12 protein-coding genes are annotated in these 16,431 nt (G+C 72.9%); 6 read left to right on the top strand and 6 right to left on the bottom strand.

Annotated elements, in window-relative coordinates:
- Positions 1-13 precede the first annotated feature (13 nt).
- Genes P1V51_17135 through P1V51_17125 form a run of 3 tightly spaced genes read left to right on the top strand, consistent with a single transcriptional unit; the run spans position 14 to position 3,485 of the window.
- A complete protein-coding gene (locus P1V51_17135; GenBank protein ID MDF1564769.1) occupies positions 14-508 on the top strand; it encodes a sigma-70 family RNA polymerase sigma factor in 495 nt (164 codons plus the stop codon).
- Entirely contained in the window at positions 505-1,305 is an 801-nt protein-coding gene (locus P1V51_17130) for an ActD-like protein (protein ID MDF1564768.1), read from the top strand. Before P1V51_17135 ends, P1V51_17130 begins: the two co-directional genes overlap by 4 nt.
- Positions 1,302-3,485, top strand: a complete 2,184-nt coding sequence (locus P1V51_17125; protein MDF1564767.1) for a caspase family protein — start codon at positions 1,302-1,304, stop codon at positions 3,483-3,485. The genes P1V51_17130 and P1V51_17125 overlap by 4 nt, the downstream gene beginning before the upstream one ends.
- On the opposite strand, the gene P1V51_17120 is transcribed toward P1V51_17125, so the two are convergent.
- Positions 3,482-4,996, bottom strand: a complete 1,515-nt coding sequence (locus tag P1V51_17120; GenBank protein ID MDF1564766.1) for a cyclic nucleotide-binding domain-containing protein — start codon at positions 4,994-4,996, stop codon at positions 3,482-3,484. The genes P1V51_17125 and P1V51_17120 overlap by 4 nt on opposite strands.
- A gap of 128 nt (positions 4,997-5,124) precedes the next feature.
- Here P1V51_17120 and asnB point away from each other — a divergent pair, with 128 nt between their 5' ends.
- Complete coding sequence (asnB, locus tag P1V51_17115; GenBank protein MDF1564765.1) at positions 5,125-7,071, top strand: asparagine synthase (glutamine-hydrolyzing); 1,947 nt, start codon at positions 5,125-5,127, stop codon at positions 7,069-7,071.
- Here asnB and P1V51_17110 read toward each other — a convergent pair.
- From P1V51_17110 to P1V51_17100, 3 genes are read right to left on the bottom strand one after another with little or no spacing between them, the layout of a single operon-like run.
- Positions 7,068-8,024 carry an NAD-dependent epimerase/dehydratase family protein gene (locus tag P1V51_17110; protein MDF1564764.1) on the bottom strand — a complete coding sequence of 319 codons (957 nt, stop codon included), beginning with the start codon at positions 8,022-8,024 and terminating at the stop codon, positions 7,068-7,070. The genes asnB and P1V51_17110 overlap by 4 nt on opposite strands.
- Before the next feature lie 4 nt (positions 8,025-8,028).
- Entirely contained in the window at positions 8,029-9,135 is a 1,107-nt protein-coding gene (locus tag P1V51_17105; GenBank protein ID MDF1564763.1) for a radical SAM protein, read from the bottom strand.
- Positions 9,132-10,196, bottom strand: coding sequence for a glycosyltransferase family 2 protein (locus P1V51_17100; GenBank protein MDF1564762.1), 1,065 nt, complete (start codon positions 10,194-10,196; stop codon positions 9,132-9,134). Before P1V51_17100 ends, P1V51_17105 begins: the two co-directional genes overlap by 4 nt.
- A gap of 85 nt (positions 10,197-10,281) precedes the next feature.
- Here P1V51_17100 and P1V51_17095 point away from each other — a divergent pair, with 85 nt between their 5' ends.
- Positions 10,282-11,757 (top strand): radical SAM protein, encoded by a 1,476-nt coding sequence (locus P1V51_17095; GenBank protein MDF1564761.1) that lies wholly within the window; start codon positions 10,282-10,284, stop codon positions 11,755-11,757.
- Here P1V51_17095 and P1V51_17090 read toward each other — a convergent pair.
- Together P1V51_17090 and P1V51_17085 are read right to left on the bottom strand one after the other, a co-directional pair.
- On the bottom strand, positions 11,754-13,937 hold the full coding sequence (locus tag P1V51_17090; GenBank protein ID MDF1564760.1) for a hypothetical protein: 2,184 nt from the start codon (positions 13,935-13,937) through the stop codon (positions 11,754-11,756). The two genes, P1V51_17095 and P1V51_17090, sit on opposite strands and share 4 nt — an antisense overlap.
- The gene (locus tag P1V51_17085; GenBank protein MDF1564759.1) at positions 13,934-15,580 is read right to left on the bottom strand and encodes a hypothetical protein; all 1,647 of its coding nucleotides are present in this window, start codon (positions 15,578-15,580) and stop codon (positions 13,934-13,936) included. Before P1V51_17085 ends, P1V51_17090 begins: the two co-directional genes overlap by 4 nt.
- A gap of 77 nt (positions 15,581-15,657) precedes the next feature.
- Here P1V51_17085 and P1V51_17080 point away from each other — a divergent pair, with 77 nt between their 5' ends.
- Positions 15,658-16,431: a glycosyltransferase family 2 protein gene (locus P1V51_17080; protein ID MDF1564758.1), complete on the top strand. Its 774-nt coding sequence runs from the start codon at positions 15,658-15,660 to the stop codon at positions 16,429-16,431.

Below are 16,431 nucleotides of genomic sequence, written 5' to 3'. Positions count from 1 at the left end.
GGGAGAGCCGACTGTGCCCGTCGATCTCGAAACCTTCTACAGCAGGTATGGACCCATGGTGCTACGCCGCTGCCGCCGTCTGCTCGGAAACGAGGAGGCCGCCCTCGATGCCATGCAGGACGTCTTCGTCCAGGTGCTCCGCCACCAGGACCGCCTGGAGGATCGCGGCGCCTCCTCCCTCCTCTTCCGGATCGCCACCAACACCTGCCTGAACCGCATCCGGAGCCAGGGGCGTCGGCCCGAGGTCGCGGACGGTGAGCTCCTCGACCTGATCGCGCGCTCCACCGACGACGATCCTCGCAAGGAGGCCCGCTCCCTCCTCTCGCGGCTCTTCCAGGAGGTCCCCGAGTCCACCGCGACCATCGCCACCCTCCACCTCCTCGACGGGATGACCCTCGAGGAGGTCGCCGGAGAGGTGGGGATGAGCGTCTCCGGCGTCCGCAAGCGCCTCCGGGGGCTCAAGGCCATCGCCCGGGAGGTCGAGATGCGGGAAGGAGCCCAGGCATGACCACCCCGAACTCACCCATTCCCGAGTGGAAGCTCGAGCGCCTCGCGCTCGGCGAGCTGCCGGAGGCCGAGGCCGCCGAGCTGCGCACCCGGATCGAGGCGGACCCGGCCGAGGCCGCGCGCCTCGCCGCCCTCGAGGAGAGCAACCGCGCGATCCTCGCGGCCCACCCGGCCGAGGAGCTGGCCCGGGCCATCGAGCGCCGCCGCCACCTCCAGGAGGTCACCGAGCGGGAGGCCGGCCGTCAGCGCTCCTCCCGTCCCCTGCTCTGGGGCCTGCCCACCCTGGCCGCCGCCGCCGCCCTGGCCGTCTTCCTCCTCCGGGGGCCGCCGCCGGTGGGCGTGGACCCCAACGGAGGCCTCGAGCACACGACCATCAAGGGCCTCGACGCCCGGCTGCACGTGCACCGCAAGACGGCCGCCGGAGACGAGGAGCTCACCTCCGGCGCCCTGGCCCGCCCCGGGGACCTGCTGCAGGTCGCCTACACCGCCGCCGGCAAGCACCACGGCCTCATCCTCTCCCTCGACGGCCGCGGCACCCTCACCGACCACCTGGCCGGGCGCGGCGGGCTGCACTCCGTTCCGCTCGAGCCCTCGGGGAAGGTGAGCCTCGACCGCGCCTACGAGCTGGACGACGCCCCGCGCTTCGAGCGCTTCTACTTCTTCGTCTCCGATGAGCCCTTCGAGGCGAGCGCCCTGCGCGCCGCGCTGGAGCAGGGACAGGAGGGGGACGCCCTGCGCTCCCTCCTGCCCCAAGGGATCGACTTCCTCCGCTTCGACCTCCGGAAGGAGACGCCATGAGCTGCCTCGCCCATCGACTCACTCGGATCCTGATCCTCCTCGCCGCCGCCGGGCTGGTCCTGCCCGCCACCGCCGCCACCCGGCGCTTCGCCCTGATCACCGCGGCGAACGACGGGGGGCCCGATCGCACCCGCCTGCGCTTCGCCCGCTCGGACGCCGAGGCCGTCAGCGACCTGCTCTCCGAGCTGGGGGGCGTGGCCGGCGCCGACCGCATCCTCGCCCTGAACACCGACCGCGAGGGCCTCGAGCAGGCCCTCGTCACCGCCCGGGAGCGCCTGCAGGCCGCCGCGGGCAGCGCGGATCGCATCGAGCTGATCTTCTACTACTCCGGCCACTCCGACGAGGAGGGGCTGCTCCTGGGCAAGGAGCGCTACGGCTACCGTGAGCTGCGCAAGGCCCTCGAGGCCATGAAGACCGACGTGCGGATCGCCGTGCTCGACTCCTGCGCCTCGGGCGCGCTGACCCGGGCCAAGGGCGGCGTCGCCCGCGCGCCCTTCCTGGTGGACGACTCCCGGCAGGTGAAGGGTCAGGCGATCCTCACCTCCAGCTCGGCCGACGAGGCCTCGCAGGAGTCGGATCGGATCGGGGGCTCCTTCTTCACCCACTACCTGGTCTCCGGCCTGCGCGGCGCCGCCGACTCGGACGCCGACCAGACCGTCACCCTCGCCGAGGCCTACCAGTTCGCCTTCCGCGAGACCCTGGCCCGCACCGAGCGCACCCAGGGCGGCGCCCAGCACCCGAACTACGACTTCCAGCTCTCGGGCACGGGTGACGTGGTCATGACCGACCTGCGCCAGGCGAGCAGCACCCTCGTCATCGCCGCCGAGCTCGGCGGCCGGGTCTACCTGCGCGACACCGCCGGCCACCTCGTCGCCGAGCTGAAGAAGCCCGCCGGCAGCCCGGTCGTCCTCGGGCTGCAGCCCGGCACCTACGAGATCACCCTCGACGACGGCCAGCAGCTCTCGGCCGGGCGCATCACCCTGGAGAGCGGCACCCCCGCCGGCCTCGGGCCCGAGGGGCTGCGCATCATCCCCCGGGAGGTGGCGGTGGCCCGGGGCGAGTTCCCCCCGGCGGACCTCGCCCGGATCGAGGACCGCTTCTTCGGCTTCGGCCTCCTCCCGCTGCCCCCGCAGCACGCCTACCGCCACAGCCTCCAGCTCCACCTCCTGGGGGCCCGCTCGACCGCCCTCGACGGGCTCGCCCTCGGCTTCGGGCTCAGCCTGGTCGACGAGGAGATGCAGGGCCTCCAGCTGAGCCTCGTCGGCAACTCGGCCGGCCGCGGCTCCGGCGCCCAGATCGCCGTGGGTGGCAACCGGCTGGCGGGCTCCTCCCGGATGCTGCAGGTGGCCGCCGGCGGGAACATCGCCCGCGGACACCTGCGCTGGGGCCAGCTCGCCGCGGGCTTCAACATCGTCGGGGGCGACACCTCCGGCGTGCAGCTCTCCGCCGGCTTCAACATCACCAGCGGCGATCTCAAGGGCCTGCAGGCGACGGCCGGCTTCAACGTCGCGGGCGAGGTCCGCGGGGGTCAGCTCGCCGCGGGCTTCAACGTGGCCCACGGCCCGGTCCACGGCGCCCAGCTCTCCGCCGGCTTCAACATCACCCCGGAGCTGAAGGGCACCCAGCTCTCGGTGTTGAACGTCACCACCAAGCTCGAGGGCTGGCAGATCGGCGTCGTGAACGTCGCCGTCGACGGCTCGGAGGGTGAGGCGATCGGCGTCCTCAACTTCATCGGCGGCGGCATCCACCGCTTCCGGCTCTGGGGGGACGACCTCCACGGGCTGAACGCCGGCCTGAAGCTCGGCAGCCGCCACGTCTACAGCCTCATCAGCATGGGCATGGCGCCGGGCAGCAGCCCCCTGCGCTTCACGGCCCAGTTCGGCCTGGGCGTGGAGCAGAAGCTCATCGGGCCGCTCTCCCTGAACCTCGAGCTCACCGGCGGCAGCGAGCACTTCGGCACCTGGAACATGGCCGGCTACTCCCTGGTGGGGCGCTTCAGCGCGCTGGCCGTCGTGAAGCTCTGGAAGGTGCGGGTCGTCGGCGGCGTCGGCCTCAACGGCTTCTTCTCCGACCAGGGGGACCGCGCCGACCTGGCGTGGCTGGGGCCGCAGTTCACCTACACCAGCGGCCGCCACACCGGCCGGATCTGGCCCGGCCTGGTGCTCGGCCTCGAGCTCTAGCCGTCCTGACTCGCGGCGTCCTCGCGCTTGAAGCCGGGGACGCCGGTCTCGCCGACGAAGAGGGTGCGGGAGACCATCAGCCCGCGCTCCGCCAGCACCCGCGGCAGCGCGCGGAGCGCCGGGTGGCGCTTGACGATCTCGCTGAACTGCTTCTGGGAGAGGGAGGCGGCCAGCCCCTCCTCGGACCAGCGGGCCCGGTCCCGGCTGGGGGTGCCGGTGAGGGCGGCGATGCAGCCGAAGAAGTCGCCCCGCTCCAGGTGGGCCAGGTTGTGCCGCTCACCCTCGAGGCGGGACTCGACCTCGAGGCGCCCACGCAGGACGAGGTGGAGGCTGTTCTGAACCTCGCCGGGGGCGACCAGGAGGCTGCCCTCCGGGTGGCGGGTCTCCTCGAAGCTGTCGACGATGCTCAGCCGCGCGGCGCGGGGCAGGTCCTGGATCAGGGGGCAGCTCCCGAGGAAGGTCTCCAGCAGCCGCTGCCGGTAGAAGGTCGCCAGGGCCTGCTTCGCCGCGGGGTGCTGCTTCACGAGGCGGGAGAGGAGGCGATCGGTGACCTCGAAGACCACCGCCGGGCCGTCCGCCGAGACCGTCGCGTTGCGGCGCCGCCCCGAGTAGAGGCCCAGGACTCCGATCACCTCGCCCTCGGTGAGGCGGGCGAGGAGCGCCTCGGTGCCGCTGCGGGCGGAGCGGGCCTCGAGGGCCCCCTCGGCCACGATGAAGAAGGAGCGGGCCTTCTCTCCCTCGGCGAAGAGGACCTCCTCGTCCTCGAGGGTGATCCGCTCCATGTCCCGCATCAGGGCCATGAAGGCGCCCTGCCCCAGGGAGGAGAGGAGGGGCAGGCCGCCGAGGGTGGCCGCCTCCAGGGCCTCCTGGCCCCCCTCCTTGCGCGGCGGCAGGGGAGGGGGCTTCGCCGCGTTGTCCTCGGCGGCGGAGAGGGCGCGCTCCTCGTCCGTGCTCTGCTCGGGCGGCGGCTCCTGGTCGGCGTAGCGGCCGCCGGAGCGGGGGGCGGTCTCCATCTCGTCGGCGAAGGCCGCCTCGAGGGCGGCGTGGATCCGCTCGACCTCGTCGGCGTCGTCCAGGATCTTCAAGGCCTTGGCGCTGGTGGCCGTGAAGTCCCGGGGGATCCGGCCGACCGAGGTGTCCTCCTCCGGGGCGAGGGGCAGGGCGACCCGCCCCTGCTCCCGCTCCATCGCGTCGGGGTGCTTGGCGTAGAGGGAGGCCAGCTCCAGGAGGCTCTCCTGATCCTCGGGCGCGACCGCCAGCCGCTCCTTGGCCAGGGCCAGCGCCCGCAGGCCGTGGCCCTGCTGGGAGAGGAGGCGGATGGCGACGGTGTACCAGCGGGCGCTCTTCGCGTCGTTGCCCAGGAGGCGGTGGGCGCGGGCCAGCCGCACCATCGAGCGCACGTCGTTCTTCTTGCGCTTGACGACCTGGTGGAGCCCCTTGATCGCGCGGCGCAGCGTGGTGCGGGAGGGCGGTGCCGGTCGCTCCCCTCTCTTTGCTGTCTTCGTCGCCAAATTCCGTCCCTCGGCCCCCGCAAGGGTACCACGAGCCAGAGAGGGAGCACGAAGCCATCGTGGGCTGGAGGCCGCGGCCCCTCAAGGTCGTTGCCCCCCGAGGATCCCGTGCGCTACACACAGAGCCCATGTGTGGCATCGCTGGCGTCATCGGTCTGGGGGAGGATCTCGGGGAACGAGACCGGGGATCCGTCCAGACGATGGTGCAGCGGGTCCGCCACCGGGGCCCCGACCAGCAGTCCCTGGTCGAGGACCGCCGCTGCATCCTGGGCAACGCCCGCCTGCGGGTGGTCGATCTCTCCTCGGCCGCCGACCTCCCGCTGACCAGCGCCGACGGCCGGATCAGCATCGCCTACAACGGTGAGGTCACGAACTTCCGCGATCTGGAGGAGCAGTACCGCCTCCGGGAGAAGTACGAGTTCAAGTCGAGCTCCGACACCGAGACCCTCCTGCACCTCTACGAGGAGCTGGGCATCGACTTCTGCCGGGAGCTGACGGGCATGTTCGCCTTCGCCCTCCACGATCGGCGGGAGGAGAAGGTCTGGATCGTCCGCGACCAGTTCGGCAACCGGCCCCTCTTCCTGATGCGGACCCCGCGGCGGATCTACTTCGCGTCGGAGATCAAGGCCTTCCTCGAGCTGCCCGAGTTCCGGGCCGACATCGATCTCGAGGGCCTCTTCCACTACTTCACCCTCGCCTACATCCCCGGCCGCCACACGCCCTTCGAGTGCGTCGAGGAGCTCCAGGGAGGCGAGCGCCTCCAGATCGATCTCTCGACCGGGCGCACCGAGGACCAGCGCTACTACCGCGTGCACTTCGAGGCGGACCGGCAGTCCAGCTTCGAGGAGCTCCGGGACGGTCTCTACGAGCAGATGCTCGACAGCGTGCGGCGCAACCTGATCGCCGACGCGCCCCTGGGCCTGACCCTCTCGGGGGGCTTCGACACCTCCTCGATCCTGGCGCTGGCCCGGGAGTGCATCGGGCCGCAGCGCGACCTGCACAGCTACTCGGTGGTGATGGGGGAGAAGAGCTTCAACGAGGCGCGCTGGCAGCAGATCATGGTGGAGTTCGCGAACACCATCCACCACGAGATCCACGTGGGGCCGAGGGACGTGATGGAGGTGCTCGTCGAGCACATGGCCTACCTCGACGAGCCCAGCGCCAACGGCGCGGCCATCCCCTCCTACCTGCTGGCCCGCGAGGCGACCAAGGACGTCACCGTGCTCCTCTCGGGCGAGGGGGGCGACGAGACCTTCACCGCCTACGAGACCCACCGGGCCTGGAAGGTGCGTCACTACTGGCGGCGCTTCGCCCCCGGGCCCCTGCGCAAGCTCGCCCACGGCGTCGCCCACGCCCTGCCCACCGACTACCGCAAGCTCTCCTTCGACTTCATGGCGAAGCGCTTCACCGAGGGCGCCGAGATGGACGTGGCCCAGTCCCACATCCACTGGCGCTACACCATCGCCGACGCCGACAAGCGCCGGCTGATGCCGAAGGCCGCCCGGATGATCGACACCGGAGACTGGGCGGCGAAGATCTACGACTCCTACCCCTTCACCGACGAGCTGGACCGCATCTGCGCCCTCGACGCCGAGACCTACCTGATCGGCGATCTGATGGTGAAGAACGACCGCACCTTCATGGCCCACTCCATCGAGGCGCGCTTCCCCTACATGGACCGCATCCTCTACGACTACATGAGCCGGGTCCCGCCGGAGCTGCGGCTCAAGGGGATGAAGGGGCGCTACCTCCAGAAGGAGGCGATGCGGGGCCACATCCCCGAGGCGATCTCGGGGCGCAAGAACATGGGGCTGGAGATGCCCCACTCGCTCTGGTTCCTGGGGGATCTGAAGCCGGTGGCGGACGAGTACTTCTCCCGGGAGAAGGTCGAGCGCACGGGCTTCCTCACCCACGCCGGCGTCGACCACCTCTGGCAGGAGCACCTCGCCCGGAAGCGCGACAACGGCCGCGCCCTCTGGAGCATCCTGATGGTGCTCATCTGGTTCGACCTCTTCGTGGCCGAGGGGACCTACAAGCAGTACCTCACGGCCCGCGAGCCCCGCGCGTCGGTCTAGCCCGGCCGCTGCCGGTACCAGGCGACGAAGCGGGAGAGGCCCTCCTCGAGGCGGACCCGCGGCTCCCAGCCCAGCACCCGCCGCGCCAGCCCGATGTCCGCCCGGGTGTGGGGGACGTCCGAGGCGTGGGCGGGGCCGTGCTCGAGCCTGCCCTCCAGGCCAGCGGCCTCCTGCAGCGCGGCGACCAGCTCGAGGACGGTGACCTCCCGCCCGCTGCCGAGGTTGTAGATCGCGTAGCCGTCCGGGCGCTCCAGCGCGGCGACGAAGCCCGCCACGATGTCGTCGACGTAGGTGAAGTCCCGGCGCTGGAGTCCGTCGCCGTTGATCGTCAGGGGCCGGCCGGCCTCGAGCTGCTCGAGGAAGCGATGGATGGCCATGTCCGGCCGCTGCCGTGGCCCGTAGACCGTGAAGAAGCGCAGGCAGGTCACCGGCAGGCCGTGATCGTGGAAGGCGGCGTAGCAGAGCAGCTCCCCCGAGCGCTTGGTGGCGGCGTAGGGTGAGGCCGGGCGATCCGCGGCGTCGCTCTCGTGGAAGGTGCCGCCGTCCCGCGCGCCGTAGACCGAGGAGGAGGAGGCGAAGACCACCTGCTCCACGCCGCTCGCGAGGCAGGCCTGCAGCACGCTCTGGGTGCCGCGCACGTTGATGTCGGCGTAGATCTCGGGGTCCTCGACCGAGGGCCGCACGCCGCCCCGGGCGGCGAGGTGGGCGACCCGGCGGATCCCCCGCGCGGCGAGGAGGGCCTGCAGCGCGTCGGCGTCCCGGACGTCAAGCCGCTCGAAGTGGAAGCCCGCGCGACTCCGGGGTCCCTCGAGGTTGCGCTCCTTGAGCGCGGGATCGTAGGTGGGGTCGAAGTCGTCCACCCCGACGACCTGGTCGCCCCGCGCGAGGAGGGCCTCGGCGAGGTGGGAGCCGATGAAGCCGGCGGAGCCGGTGATCAGGGTGGGTCCGGACATCCGCTCACGTTACCCAGAAGCGCTGCCACTGTCCCGGCTCGAAGAGCAGGCTCGTGATGGCCGCGCAGGACCAGGGGCAGGCCGCGCACTTCCCGGCCTCGATGAACTCCAGCTCGGCCCGGTACTCGGGGGTCGCCCGCAGCCGGTAGAAGTCCAGCCCGTGCTCGCGCAGATCGAAGCTGCGCCGGGCGGCGTAGTGCTCCTCGAAGAGGAAGGGCTCGCAGGGCGAGAGGGTGCCGTCGGAGGCGACGACGATCAGCTTCCGCCCCGCGTTGCAGGCGTAGATCATCCTGCCCTCGCCCAGCTGACGCCGCAGGAGGGCGTTGAGGCCGTCGACGTAGGCCCCCTCGATCAGCCGGCCGAGGCGCCCGGCCCGCCGCTCCCGGGCCTCGCGCTCGAGGGCCTGGAGGCGGCGCAGCTGCTCCTCGAGGGCGGGGTCCTCCAGGGGGTCGGCCTGCAGGCGCTGATCGAACTGGAGGTTGTGGAACCACTCGGCGCCCTCGAAGGCCGAGGCCAGCGCCTCGAAGAGGGCGGGCAGGCCGTCCAGGGTCTCCCGGGTCGCCAGGCTGTTCACGACCAGGTTCACGTTGCCCAGGCGCTGGCCCAGGCGCTGCACGGCCCGGCCCAGGCCGAGGGCCTTCGCGTAGCCCCCCGGCAGGCGGCGCAGCTGATCGTGGGCCTCGCCCACCGCGTCGAGGGAGAGGCCGAGGTTGAAGACCGTGGCCGGGTGCTCCCGGGCGGCCTCCTCCAGCACCGGCAGCACCCGCTCGGGGAGGGAGCCGTTGGTGGGGAGGGTGACGATCGCCGGCCGGGACTCGTCGAGGAGGCCCCGGAGCACCTCGCCGAGGTCCCGGCGCAGGAAGGGCTCTCCGCCGCTCAGGATCACCTGGTAGAGGCGGCCGAGGTGGCGCGCGATCTGGCGCAGCTCGTCGGCGTCGAGCCGCCGGCCGCGCGTCTTCTCCCCGTTGCGGTGCGAGAGCCGGGTGTTGAAGCAGTAGTCGCAGCGGGCGTTGCAGTCGTCGGTGACGAAGAAGATGGCGGTCGCCACCCGGTCGTCGACGTTGCCGCGCAGCAGGCGACGCCCGGCGCGGAGCCCGTGGCGGAGGTTCACGAAGCGGCCTCCTGCCGGAAGTACTCCAGCGTCGAGGGCGGCCCGGCGAAGAGGGAGTCGCCCAGCGAGTGGCGCAGGAGCCCGACGGCGTAGCCGGCGAAGATGAAGGGGGTGATCGCCACGTAGACGGCGTGGAAGCCCACCCAGTAGCGGCGCGGCGTCTCGGCCCGCATCCGGCGGCCCAGGGCGCCGAGGACCAGCGGCAGGGCCAGGACCCAGAGCCCGCAGAGGGCGGCGGCGGCCGCGGCCGGCAGGAGGGCGAAGAGGAGGGGCAGGAGCCAGAAGGAGAGGGCGTAGAGCCGGCGCCCCTTCTCGGCGGCGGAGAGGGACTCGTCGGCCGAGGTGTCCATCGTGCGGTCGATCTGCGCCTGGGCGACCGTCGAGTGGTAGTAGCTGCGCAGGTAGCGGCCGAAGCCCGTGGGGTAGCGGTGCTGGTGGACGAGGTGGCGGGCGAGGTAGGAGCGGTAGCCCCGGTGGTAGATGCGGGTGCCGAACTCGCCGTCCTCGTTCATCACCCGCCTCAGCGACTCGTAGAAGCCGCCCGCCTCCCGGAAGCGCCGGGCGCGGATGGCGCCGAGGCGGGTGGTGAAGAACATGACCCGCCCCTCGACCTCGTCCCGGCCCGCCAGGATCCGGTCCATGTAGTAGGCGTGGTAGATGGAGTTCGCGTAGGCGATGGCGCTCTCGCGGGTTGGCCTGGGTGAGCTGAGGGTCGAGACGCAGTCCACCGGAGGACGCTCCTGCAGGACCCTCACCATCTCGGAGAGGATGTCCCCTCCGGGCAGGAGGCGCACGTCCGAGTCGATGAAGATCAGGAGCTCCCCCCGGGCGTGCGCGGCGCCCACGTTGCGGGCCCGGGCCGGGCCGGCGTTCTGGGGCTGGCGGATCACCCGCACCCCCTCCCGGGCCTCGCAGACCGCCGCGGTGTCGTCGGTGGAGTGATCGTCCACCACGATCACCTCCGCGTCGCCCTCGGCGAGGAGGGCGCTGCGCCCGACGTCGTCCAGCAATCCCTGGATCTCGTCGCGGCAGTCGTAGGCGGGGATGATGATCGAGATCATGGGCTGGGCTGCCGCATCGTAGCCGAATTCACCGGGCCATGAGGGCCTGGACCCCTCGGGGCTTCCGGTCCAGACTCTCCTCCTGATGCGGGTCGTGCTGGTCAACCCTCCCGACGAGATGGAGGCGATGTTCGGGGTGGGCTCCGTCTTCATCCAGAAGTACGAGCCCCTGGGCATCCTCTACATCGCCGCCGTGGCCCGGGAGGCCGGCCACGAGGTGGAGGTGATCGACGCCTACGCCGAGGGCCTGGGCCTCGACGAGGTCGAGCGCCGCCTCCTGGCCCTCCAGCCCGAGGTGGTGGGCTTCTCGACCCTCACCTGCAGCGGGACCTCGGTCTACCTCCTGGGCAAGAAGCTGAAGGAGGAGCACCCCGAGATCCTGGTCGTCCTCGGCAACGTCCACGCGTCGGTCTTCGCCGAGGCCTACCTGAAGAACGGCTGCTGTGACCTGGTGGTCCACGGCGAGGGCGAGTACATCTTCCGCGACCTCCTGGTCTGGCGGGAGCGGGGCGGCGAGACGGCGACCGGCCGCGGCCTGGAGGCCCTCGAGGGCGTCTCCTTCCTCGCGCCCGACGGCGCGTTGATTCGCACCCCGGGCTCCGGGGTGATCCACGAGCTCGCGGAGCTGCCCTTCCCGGCCCGGGACCTGGTGAAGCGCGAGCTCTACCACCTCGGCGAGATCAGCAATCAGAACTACGTCGGCGGCGGAGACAAGGTCGGCAAGACCATGATGACCTCCCGCGGCTGCCCCTACCGCTGCACCTTCTGCGTGGTGCACCAGGGCCACAAGCAGCGCCGCAACTCGGTCGAGCAGGTGGTCGACGAGCTGCAGATGCTGGAGGAGGAGTACGGGGCGACCTACGTCTACCTCATGGATCCCCTCTTCATGGCCGACCGCAAGCGGGTCTTCGCCATCTGCGAGGAGATCCAGCGGCGGGGCCTGAAGGTCGAGTGGGGCTGCGACGCCAACGTCAAGCTGCTGCAGCCCGAGCTGGTCGAGGCGATGGACGCGGGAGGCTGCGTCGAGCTCTCCCTGGGCATCGAGTCGGGGGTGCAGCGCCTCCTCGACATCGTCGACAAGCGCACCACCCTCGAGGAGGTGCGCACGGCGGTGCGCAACGTGCAGCGCCACTCGGACATCCAGATCGAGGGGCTCTTCATCCTGGGCCTGCCGACCGAGACCGCCGAGGAGAGCCTGGAGACGATCCGCTTCGCGACCGAGCTGAAGCTCGACATGGCCCAGTTCTCGATCTTGTGCCCCTATCCCGGCTCGAAGCTCTTCGAGGAGCTCTCGCAGAAGGGGGAGCTGCAGACCGGCGTGCGCGAGGACGGCAGCGTCGACCTGGACGTCTGGCGCCGCTACTCCTCCTACCTCCTCTTCACCGACAACGAGCCCATCTGGGTCACCCCCACCCAGACCGCCGACGGCCTGCGCCGGATGCAGAAGCGGGCCCTGCGGGCCTTCTACCTGACGCCCCGGCAGATCTGGCGGCAGGCCCGGCGGGTGCGGCCGGACAACGTGGTCGAGCTGGTCCGGGTGGCCTTCAAGGGCTTCTTCTAGGAGCGCCCCGGCCAGAGCAGCCGGAGCAGCGCCGCGAGGAAGGTGAGCCAGAGGGCGAGGACGCTCGCGAGCTTCACGGCGAGGCCGCTCTGGGGCTCCTTGTGGCGGACGAAGTCCCGGGGCCAGGGCTGCAGCTCGGCGAGGGGCAGCTCACGATCGAGGGCACGGGCGTTCAGGGCGTCGGCCTCCCGGACCAGCGAGCGCTCGCCCGCGCCCCGGGGAGCAGCGCGGCCCGAGAGCAGCCCCTCGAGCCCGGCGAGCTCCGAGCCGGGGAAGACCGTCGAGAGGAGCCCGGCGTCCGCCGCCTCGAGCTCCAGCACCGGAGGCGGGAGCCCCGCGCTGCCCCAGGTGCAGGGCGCGCCGCCGAGGGCGTAAGCCAGCAGCAGGGTCCCGCGCTGCTCCTCCTCGCTCTGCGGGAGGAGGAGGTGGCGGGCGGGGAGGGGCTGCTGCGGGCCGAGGCCCTCGACCCCGAGGATCGTCCCCTCGCAGCCGGAGGGGCCCTCCGGATCCCGGGGCGGCGGGGGCAGGGCCAGGAGCAGGGGGGGGCTGCCGGCTGGCCGGCGGAAGGGGATCCGCAGGAGGATCGGATCGGCGCGCAGCCCGTAGAGGAAGGGCGAGAGGCCGGCGTCGGAGCGCGCGGCGAGCAGCTTGCGATCGGCCGGGTGGATGGCGGGCGCGAAGGCGTAGTCGACCGAGCGCCAGCGCGGCGGCCGGGTGTCCGCCGGGTCGGCGACCAGGAGCGCGAAGCGGTCCCAGTCGAGGGTGGGCGCCCGCAGGCGCAGCAGCCAGGGCGGGCCCACCGGCGGGTCCACCCGGTACCAGTCCCGCGGGAGCGGGTCGGGGAGGGAGTGGTTGCTCAGCGGAAAGACCGTCAGGTCGGGGGCGGCCCGGGCGGGCGCGGGAGCCTCTCCCTCCCTCGGGAGGAAGAGGGCGAGGCCGTTGAGCACGGGCTTGAGGCGGATCCCGCCGCGCAGGCGGCGGAAGGCCTGGGGGAACTCGAGGAGGGTGTGCTCGCGCAGGAAGAGGGCGACGCTGCGCACGCCCTCGAGCTCGGGCAGGACGGTCTCGGGCGCCTCGGCCGGCCGCGCCGGGTCGGGCCTCGAGCCGCTCTCGGGGAGGCCGGCGGCGAGGAGGGCGACGAGGGCGCCGGCGGCGAGGAGGCGGGCCGGCCAGCGCGCCGCGAGGGGGAAGGAGCGCCCGGCGGCACCCAGGAGCCAGCCGGGGAGGAGGGCGAGGGCGAGGGCGACGCCGGGCACCAGGCTGAAGGCGTAGCGGGTCTCCTCCGGGCGCAGGAGCCGGATCGCGACGAAGAGGGGGAGGTGGGTGAGGGCGAGGAAGAGGAGCAGGCCACCCTCGCCCCGCGGGTAGCGGCGGGCGAGCCGGAGGAGGAGCGCCAGGGCCACCAGGCCGCCCCCGAGCAGCGGGAGGAGCAGGGCGAGGGGCGGCCGGGGCAGGTAGAGGTCGGTGAACATCGCCGGCGAGCCCACCTGCAGGGCGCCCCAGGCGAAGAGGCCGGCGACCAGGGCGTGCCGGCCGCGGCGGGCGGGCTCGGTGCCGGCGAGGAGATAGACGAGGGGGAGGCCGAGGGCGAAGGCGGCCACGTGCGCCTGCGCCGCGACGGCGGCGGAGAGGCTGGCGATCGCGAGGTAGGTGAGCCGGCGGGAGAGGAAGTAGCTCGCGGCGGCGGCGGCGAAGGCGAAGGCCGGCAGGGGGAGGAGCGCCGGGTTCCAGATCGAGGAGGGATCCTCGGGGCAGAGCAGCCGCCAGACCAGGAGGCTGGCGCCGAGGACGAGGAGCGCGGTGTCCTCCGAGAGGGAGCGGCGGGCCCAGAGGAAGAAGAGGAGGAGGGCGGCGAAGGCGGAGAGCTCGGTGAAGAGCCGGTAGGTCGAGAGGGGCTCGCCCAGGAAGGTGGCGAGCAGGAGGGCGTCGTCGAAGAGGGAGCCGTGCTGGATCCCGAGGATCGTCGCGTCCCCGAAGGGGTTGATCTGGTAGTCGCAGCGCCCCAGCTCCAGGCAGTCCCCCACCATCAGGCTCGGGGCCACGAAGTCGCTCTGCACCCTCACCGGCGCCGGGAGGCGGAGGAGGACCGCGGTGAGCCCGCCGAGCACGAGGACGCCCGCGACCAGGCCGGCGAGCCGCCGCTGTCCTCCGGTCGGGGGAGGCTGGGAGGAGGCGCTCACGTCGCCGGGGAGAAGAGCAGGCGGCCGAAGACGCCGTGGTAGAGGAGGGCGTGGTGGAGGAGGAGCAGCAGCGTCGCGCCGAGCACCAGGGGCCGCGTCGGACCCGGGGAGGGGAGCCAGCGGGCGGCCCGGAAGGCGCCCGCGCCCCCCAGGAGGAGGAGGGGGAGCCCGAGGACGACGAGGGTCGGCAGGGAGCTCCAGCCGGTCCCCGCCGCGGCGCCGAACCAGAAGACCCCGCCGCCCAGGACGGCCAGGAGCGCCAGCACGAGGCGCTGACCTCGCAGTCGGCGCACCTCGGCCAGCCCCAGGATCACCAGCAGGGCGTGCACCGGATGGACCAGGTGGTAGTGGAGGAGGATCCCCGGGATCGTCAGGTGCTCGGGGGCCGCGACCTGGCTCGTCAGCGGTGAGCCGCGCGCGATCCACGCCGCCAGCAGGAGCGAGCCCAGGAGCAGGAGCGCCAGCGCCCCGCGCCTGCGCTCCCCCGCCGCGGGCCGCGCGCCCAGGGGCGCGAGGACGAGGAGGAGCGGGAGGCCCAGGAGGCTCATGGGGCCGAGCGCCAGCCAGGCGGCGGCCAGGTAGGCGGTGCCCAGCGTCCAGAGCCGCTCACCGCTCGGAGAGGCCAGCCAGGCGGCGGCGGCGTGGAGGGTGGCCAGGGCGAGGGCCAGGGAGAGCATGAGGCCCGGCTCCGCCGTGGCGAGGCGGCCGTGGAGGGGGGAGAGCCCCAGCAGCGCGACCACGGCGAGGGCGAGGCGGCTCGAGCCGCCCAGGCGCCAGGCGAGGGCGAAGCCGTAGAGGAGGGCGAGGGCGCCGGCCAGCTGGGCCAGCGCCAGGCGCAGGCCGGGATCCAGGTCGTGGAAGAGGAGCGCCCGCGCGAGGCCCACCTCGGTGGCCGGATCGGAGACGGGGGTGAGGAGCCTGCCGGCGCCGAGGGCGGTCTCGCCGACCCACCAGACCCGCTCCCCGTCGAGCCCGTAGAGCCCCAGCCCGAGGGCCGCGGCGCCCAGGAGGAGGCCACCGAGCGCCAGCCGCTCGCGTGGGGGCAGCCAGAGCCAGCCCTCCCACGTCTCTCTCCACCGCCGCAGCCGCCAGGCGGCGAAGGCCGCGAGGACCAGGAGATAGAGGGAGAAGCGCTCCTCGGGGTCGTCGCCGGGGACGGTCGCGCTCGGGGGCGGCTCCACGGGGAGCACCGCCGGTGCCACGTCCCAGGGCTCGATCCAGCGGACCGTGCCGGCCTGGACGCGGATGGCCTCCCGCAGCTCGGCCTCCAGCAGGGCCGCGCCGCAGCTGCCGGCCGGGCGGCGGTCCAGGCTGGCGAGGGAGACGCAGAAGGCGGTCTCGGGGCCGGCCGCGGGCGCCTCGCAGGTCGCCGGGTGGGCGAGCTCCACCGTGGCCTCGACCCCCTCGCCGGGGTCGGTGAAGGTGTAGCGGACCGTCTGGGGTCCCAGGGTGATGCCCGCGGCCTCCCAGCCGCACTCGGCGATGGCCGGCCGCCGGGAGAGGGCGAGGTAGTAGGCCTCGTTCCCCGGGGGGACGAAGTAGCCCGCCGCGCTCGCCCGGAGCGGCGCGAGCGCCAGACCCGCAAGGAGGATCAGGAGGCCGAGCCGCAAGAGCGTGCGAGCAGCGGGAGGGGAGGAGGGCACGGCAGGAGAGGCTATGGGGCGGGTCGAGGTCTTGGCAACTGGCCGTCCCGACCCCGGCGGGATATCTACGCCGCTCCATGAGCGAGGTGGAGCGAGAGCAGAGCACACCGGCCATCAGCGTCGTGTTGCCGGTCTTCGACGAGCGTCCGAACCTCGAGGCGCTCCTCGCCGAGCTCGGCGACGCCCTCGCGGCCCTCGGCCGCAGCTACGAGATCGTCCTGGTGGACGACGGCAGCCGCGACGGAAGCCGCGAGTACCTCGAGGCGCGGGCCCAGGCCGAGCCCACCCTCAAGCTGGTGATCTTCGCCCGCAACCAGGGGCAGGCCGCCGCGCTGGACGCGGGCCTCGCCCACACGAGCGGGGAGATCGTCGTCACCCTCGACGCCGACGGCCAGAACGACCCGGCCGACATCGGGCCGATGATCGCGCTCCTCGAGCAGGGCTACGACCTGGTCACCGGCTGGCGCCGGGACCGCAAGGACCGCCTCCTCTCGCGCCGGCTGCCCTCCCGGGCGGCCAACGCCCTCATCTGCGGCACCCTGCGTCTCCCCATCCACGATCTGGGCTGCACCCTGCGGGTCTACCGGGGGGAGGTCGCGCGGCGCCTCCACCTTCAGCCCGGGCTGCACCGCTTCATCGTCCCCCTGGCGTCGGCGGGGGGAGCCCGGATCGCCGAGGTGGAGGTCCACCACCGCGAGCGCCTCGCCGGTCAGACGAAGTACGGGATCGGCCGGGTCTTCCCGGTGCTGCGGGACTTCTACCGCGTCGGGCGGATGACCCTCGATCCGGGCCGCCTCCCCGTGCGCCCCGAGCCTCCCCCCTGGGAGATCGCCCGGCTCGTGGGCTTCTGA

This window comes from Deltaproteobacteria bacterium (genome assembly GCA_029210625.1).
Classification (GTDB): domain Bacteria; phylum Myxococcota; class Myxococcia; order SLRQ01; family SLRQ01; genus JARGFU01.
Note: the sequence above shows the minus strand (reverse complement) of the source record. Positions and strands in the feature narration are given on the sequence as shown.

Coding starts and splice junctions, on each gene's coding strand:
- P1V51_17110 (MDF1564764.1), bottom strand. CDS start 8,024: ATGTCCGGACCCACCCTGATCACCGGCTCCGCCGGCTTCATCGGCTCC.
- P1V51_17130 (MDF1564768.1), top strand. CDS start 505: ATGACCACCCCGAACTCACCCATTCCCGAGTGGAAGCTCGAGCGCCTC.
- P1V51_17100 (MDF1564762.1), bottom strand. CDS start 10,196: ATGATCTCGATCATCATCCCCGCCTACGACTGCCGCGACGAGATCCAG.
- P1V51_17125 (MDF1564767.1), top strand. CDS start 1,302: ATGAGCTGCCTCGCCCATCGACTCACTCGGATCCTGATCCTCCTCGCC.
- asnB (MDF1564765.1), top strand. CDS start 5,125: ATGTGTGGCATCGCTGGCGTCATCGGTCTGGGGGAGGATCTCGGGGAA.
- P1V51_17080 (MDF1564758.1), top strand. CDS start 15,658: ATGAGCGAGGTGGAGCGAGAGCAGAGCACACCGGCCATCAGCGTCGTG.
- P1V51_17095 (MDF1564761.1), top strand. CDS start 10,282: ATGCGGGTCGTGCTGGTCAACCCTCCCGACGAGATGGAGGCGATGTTC.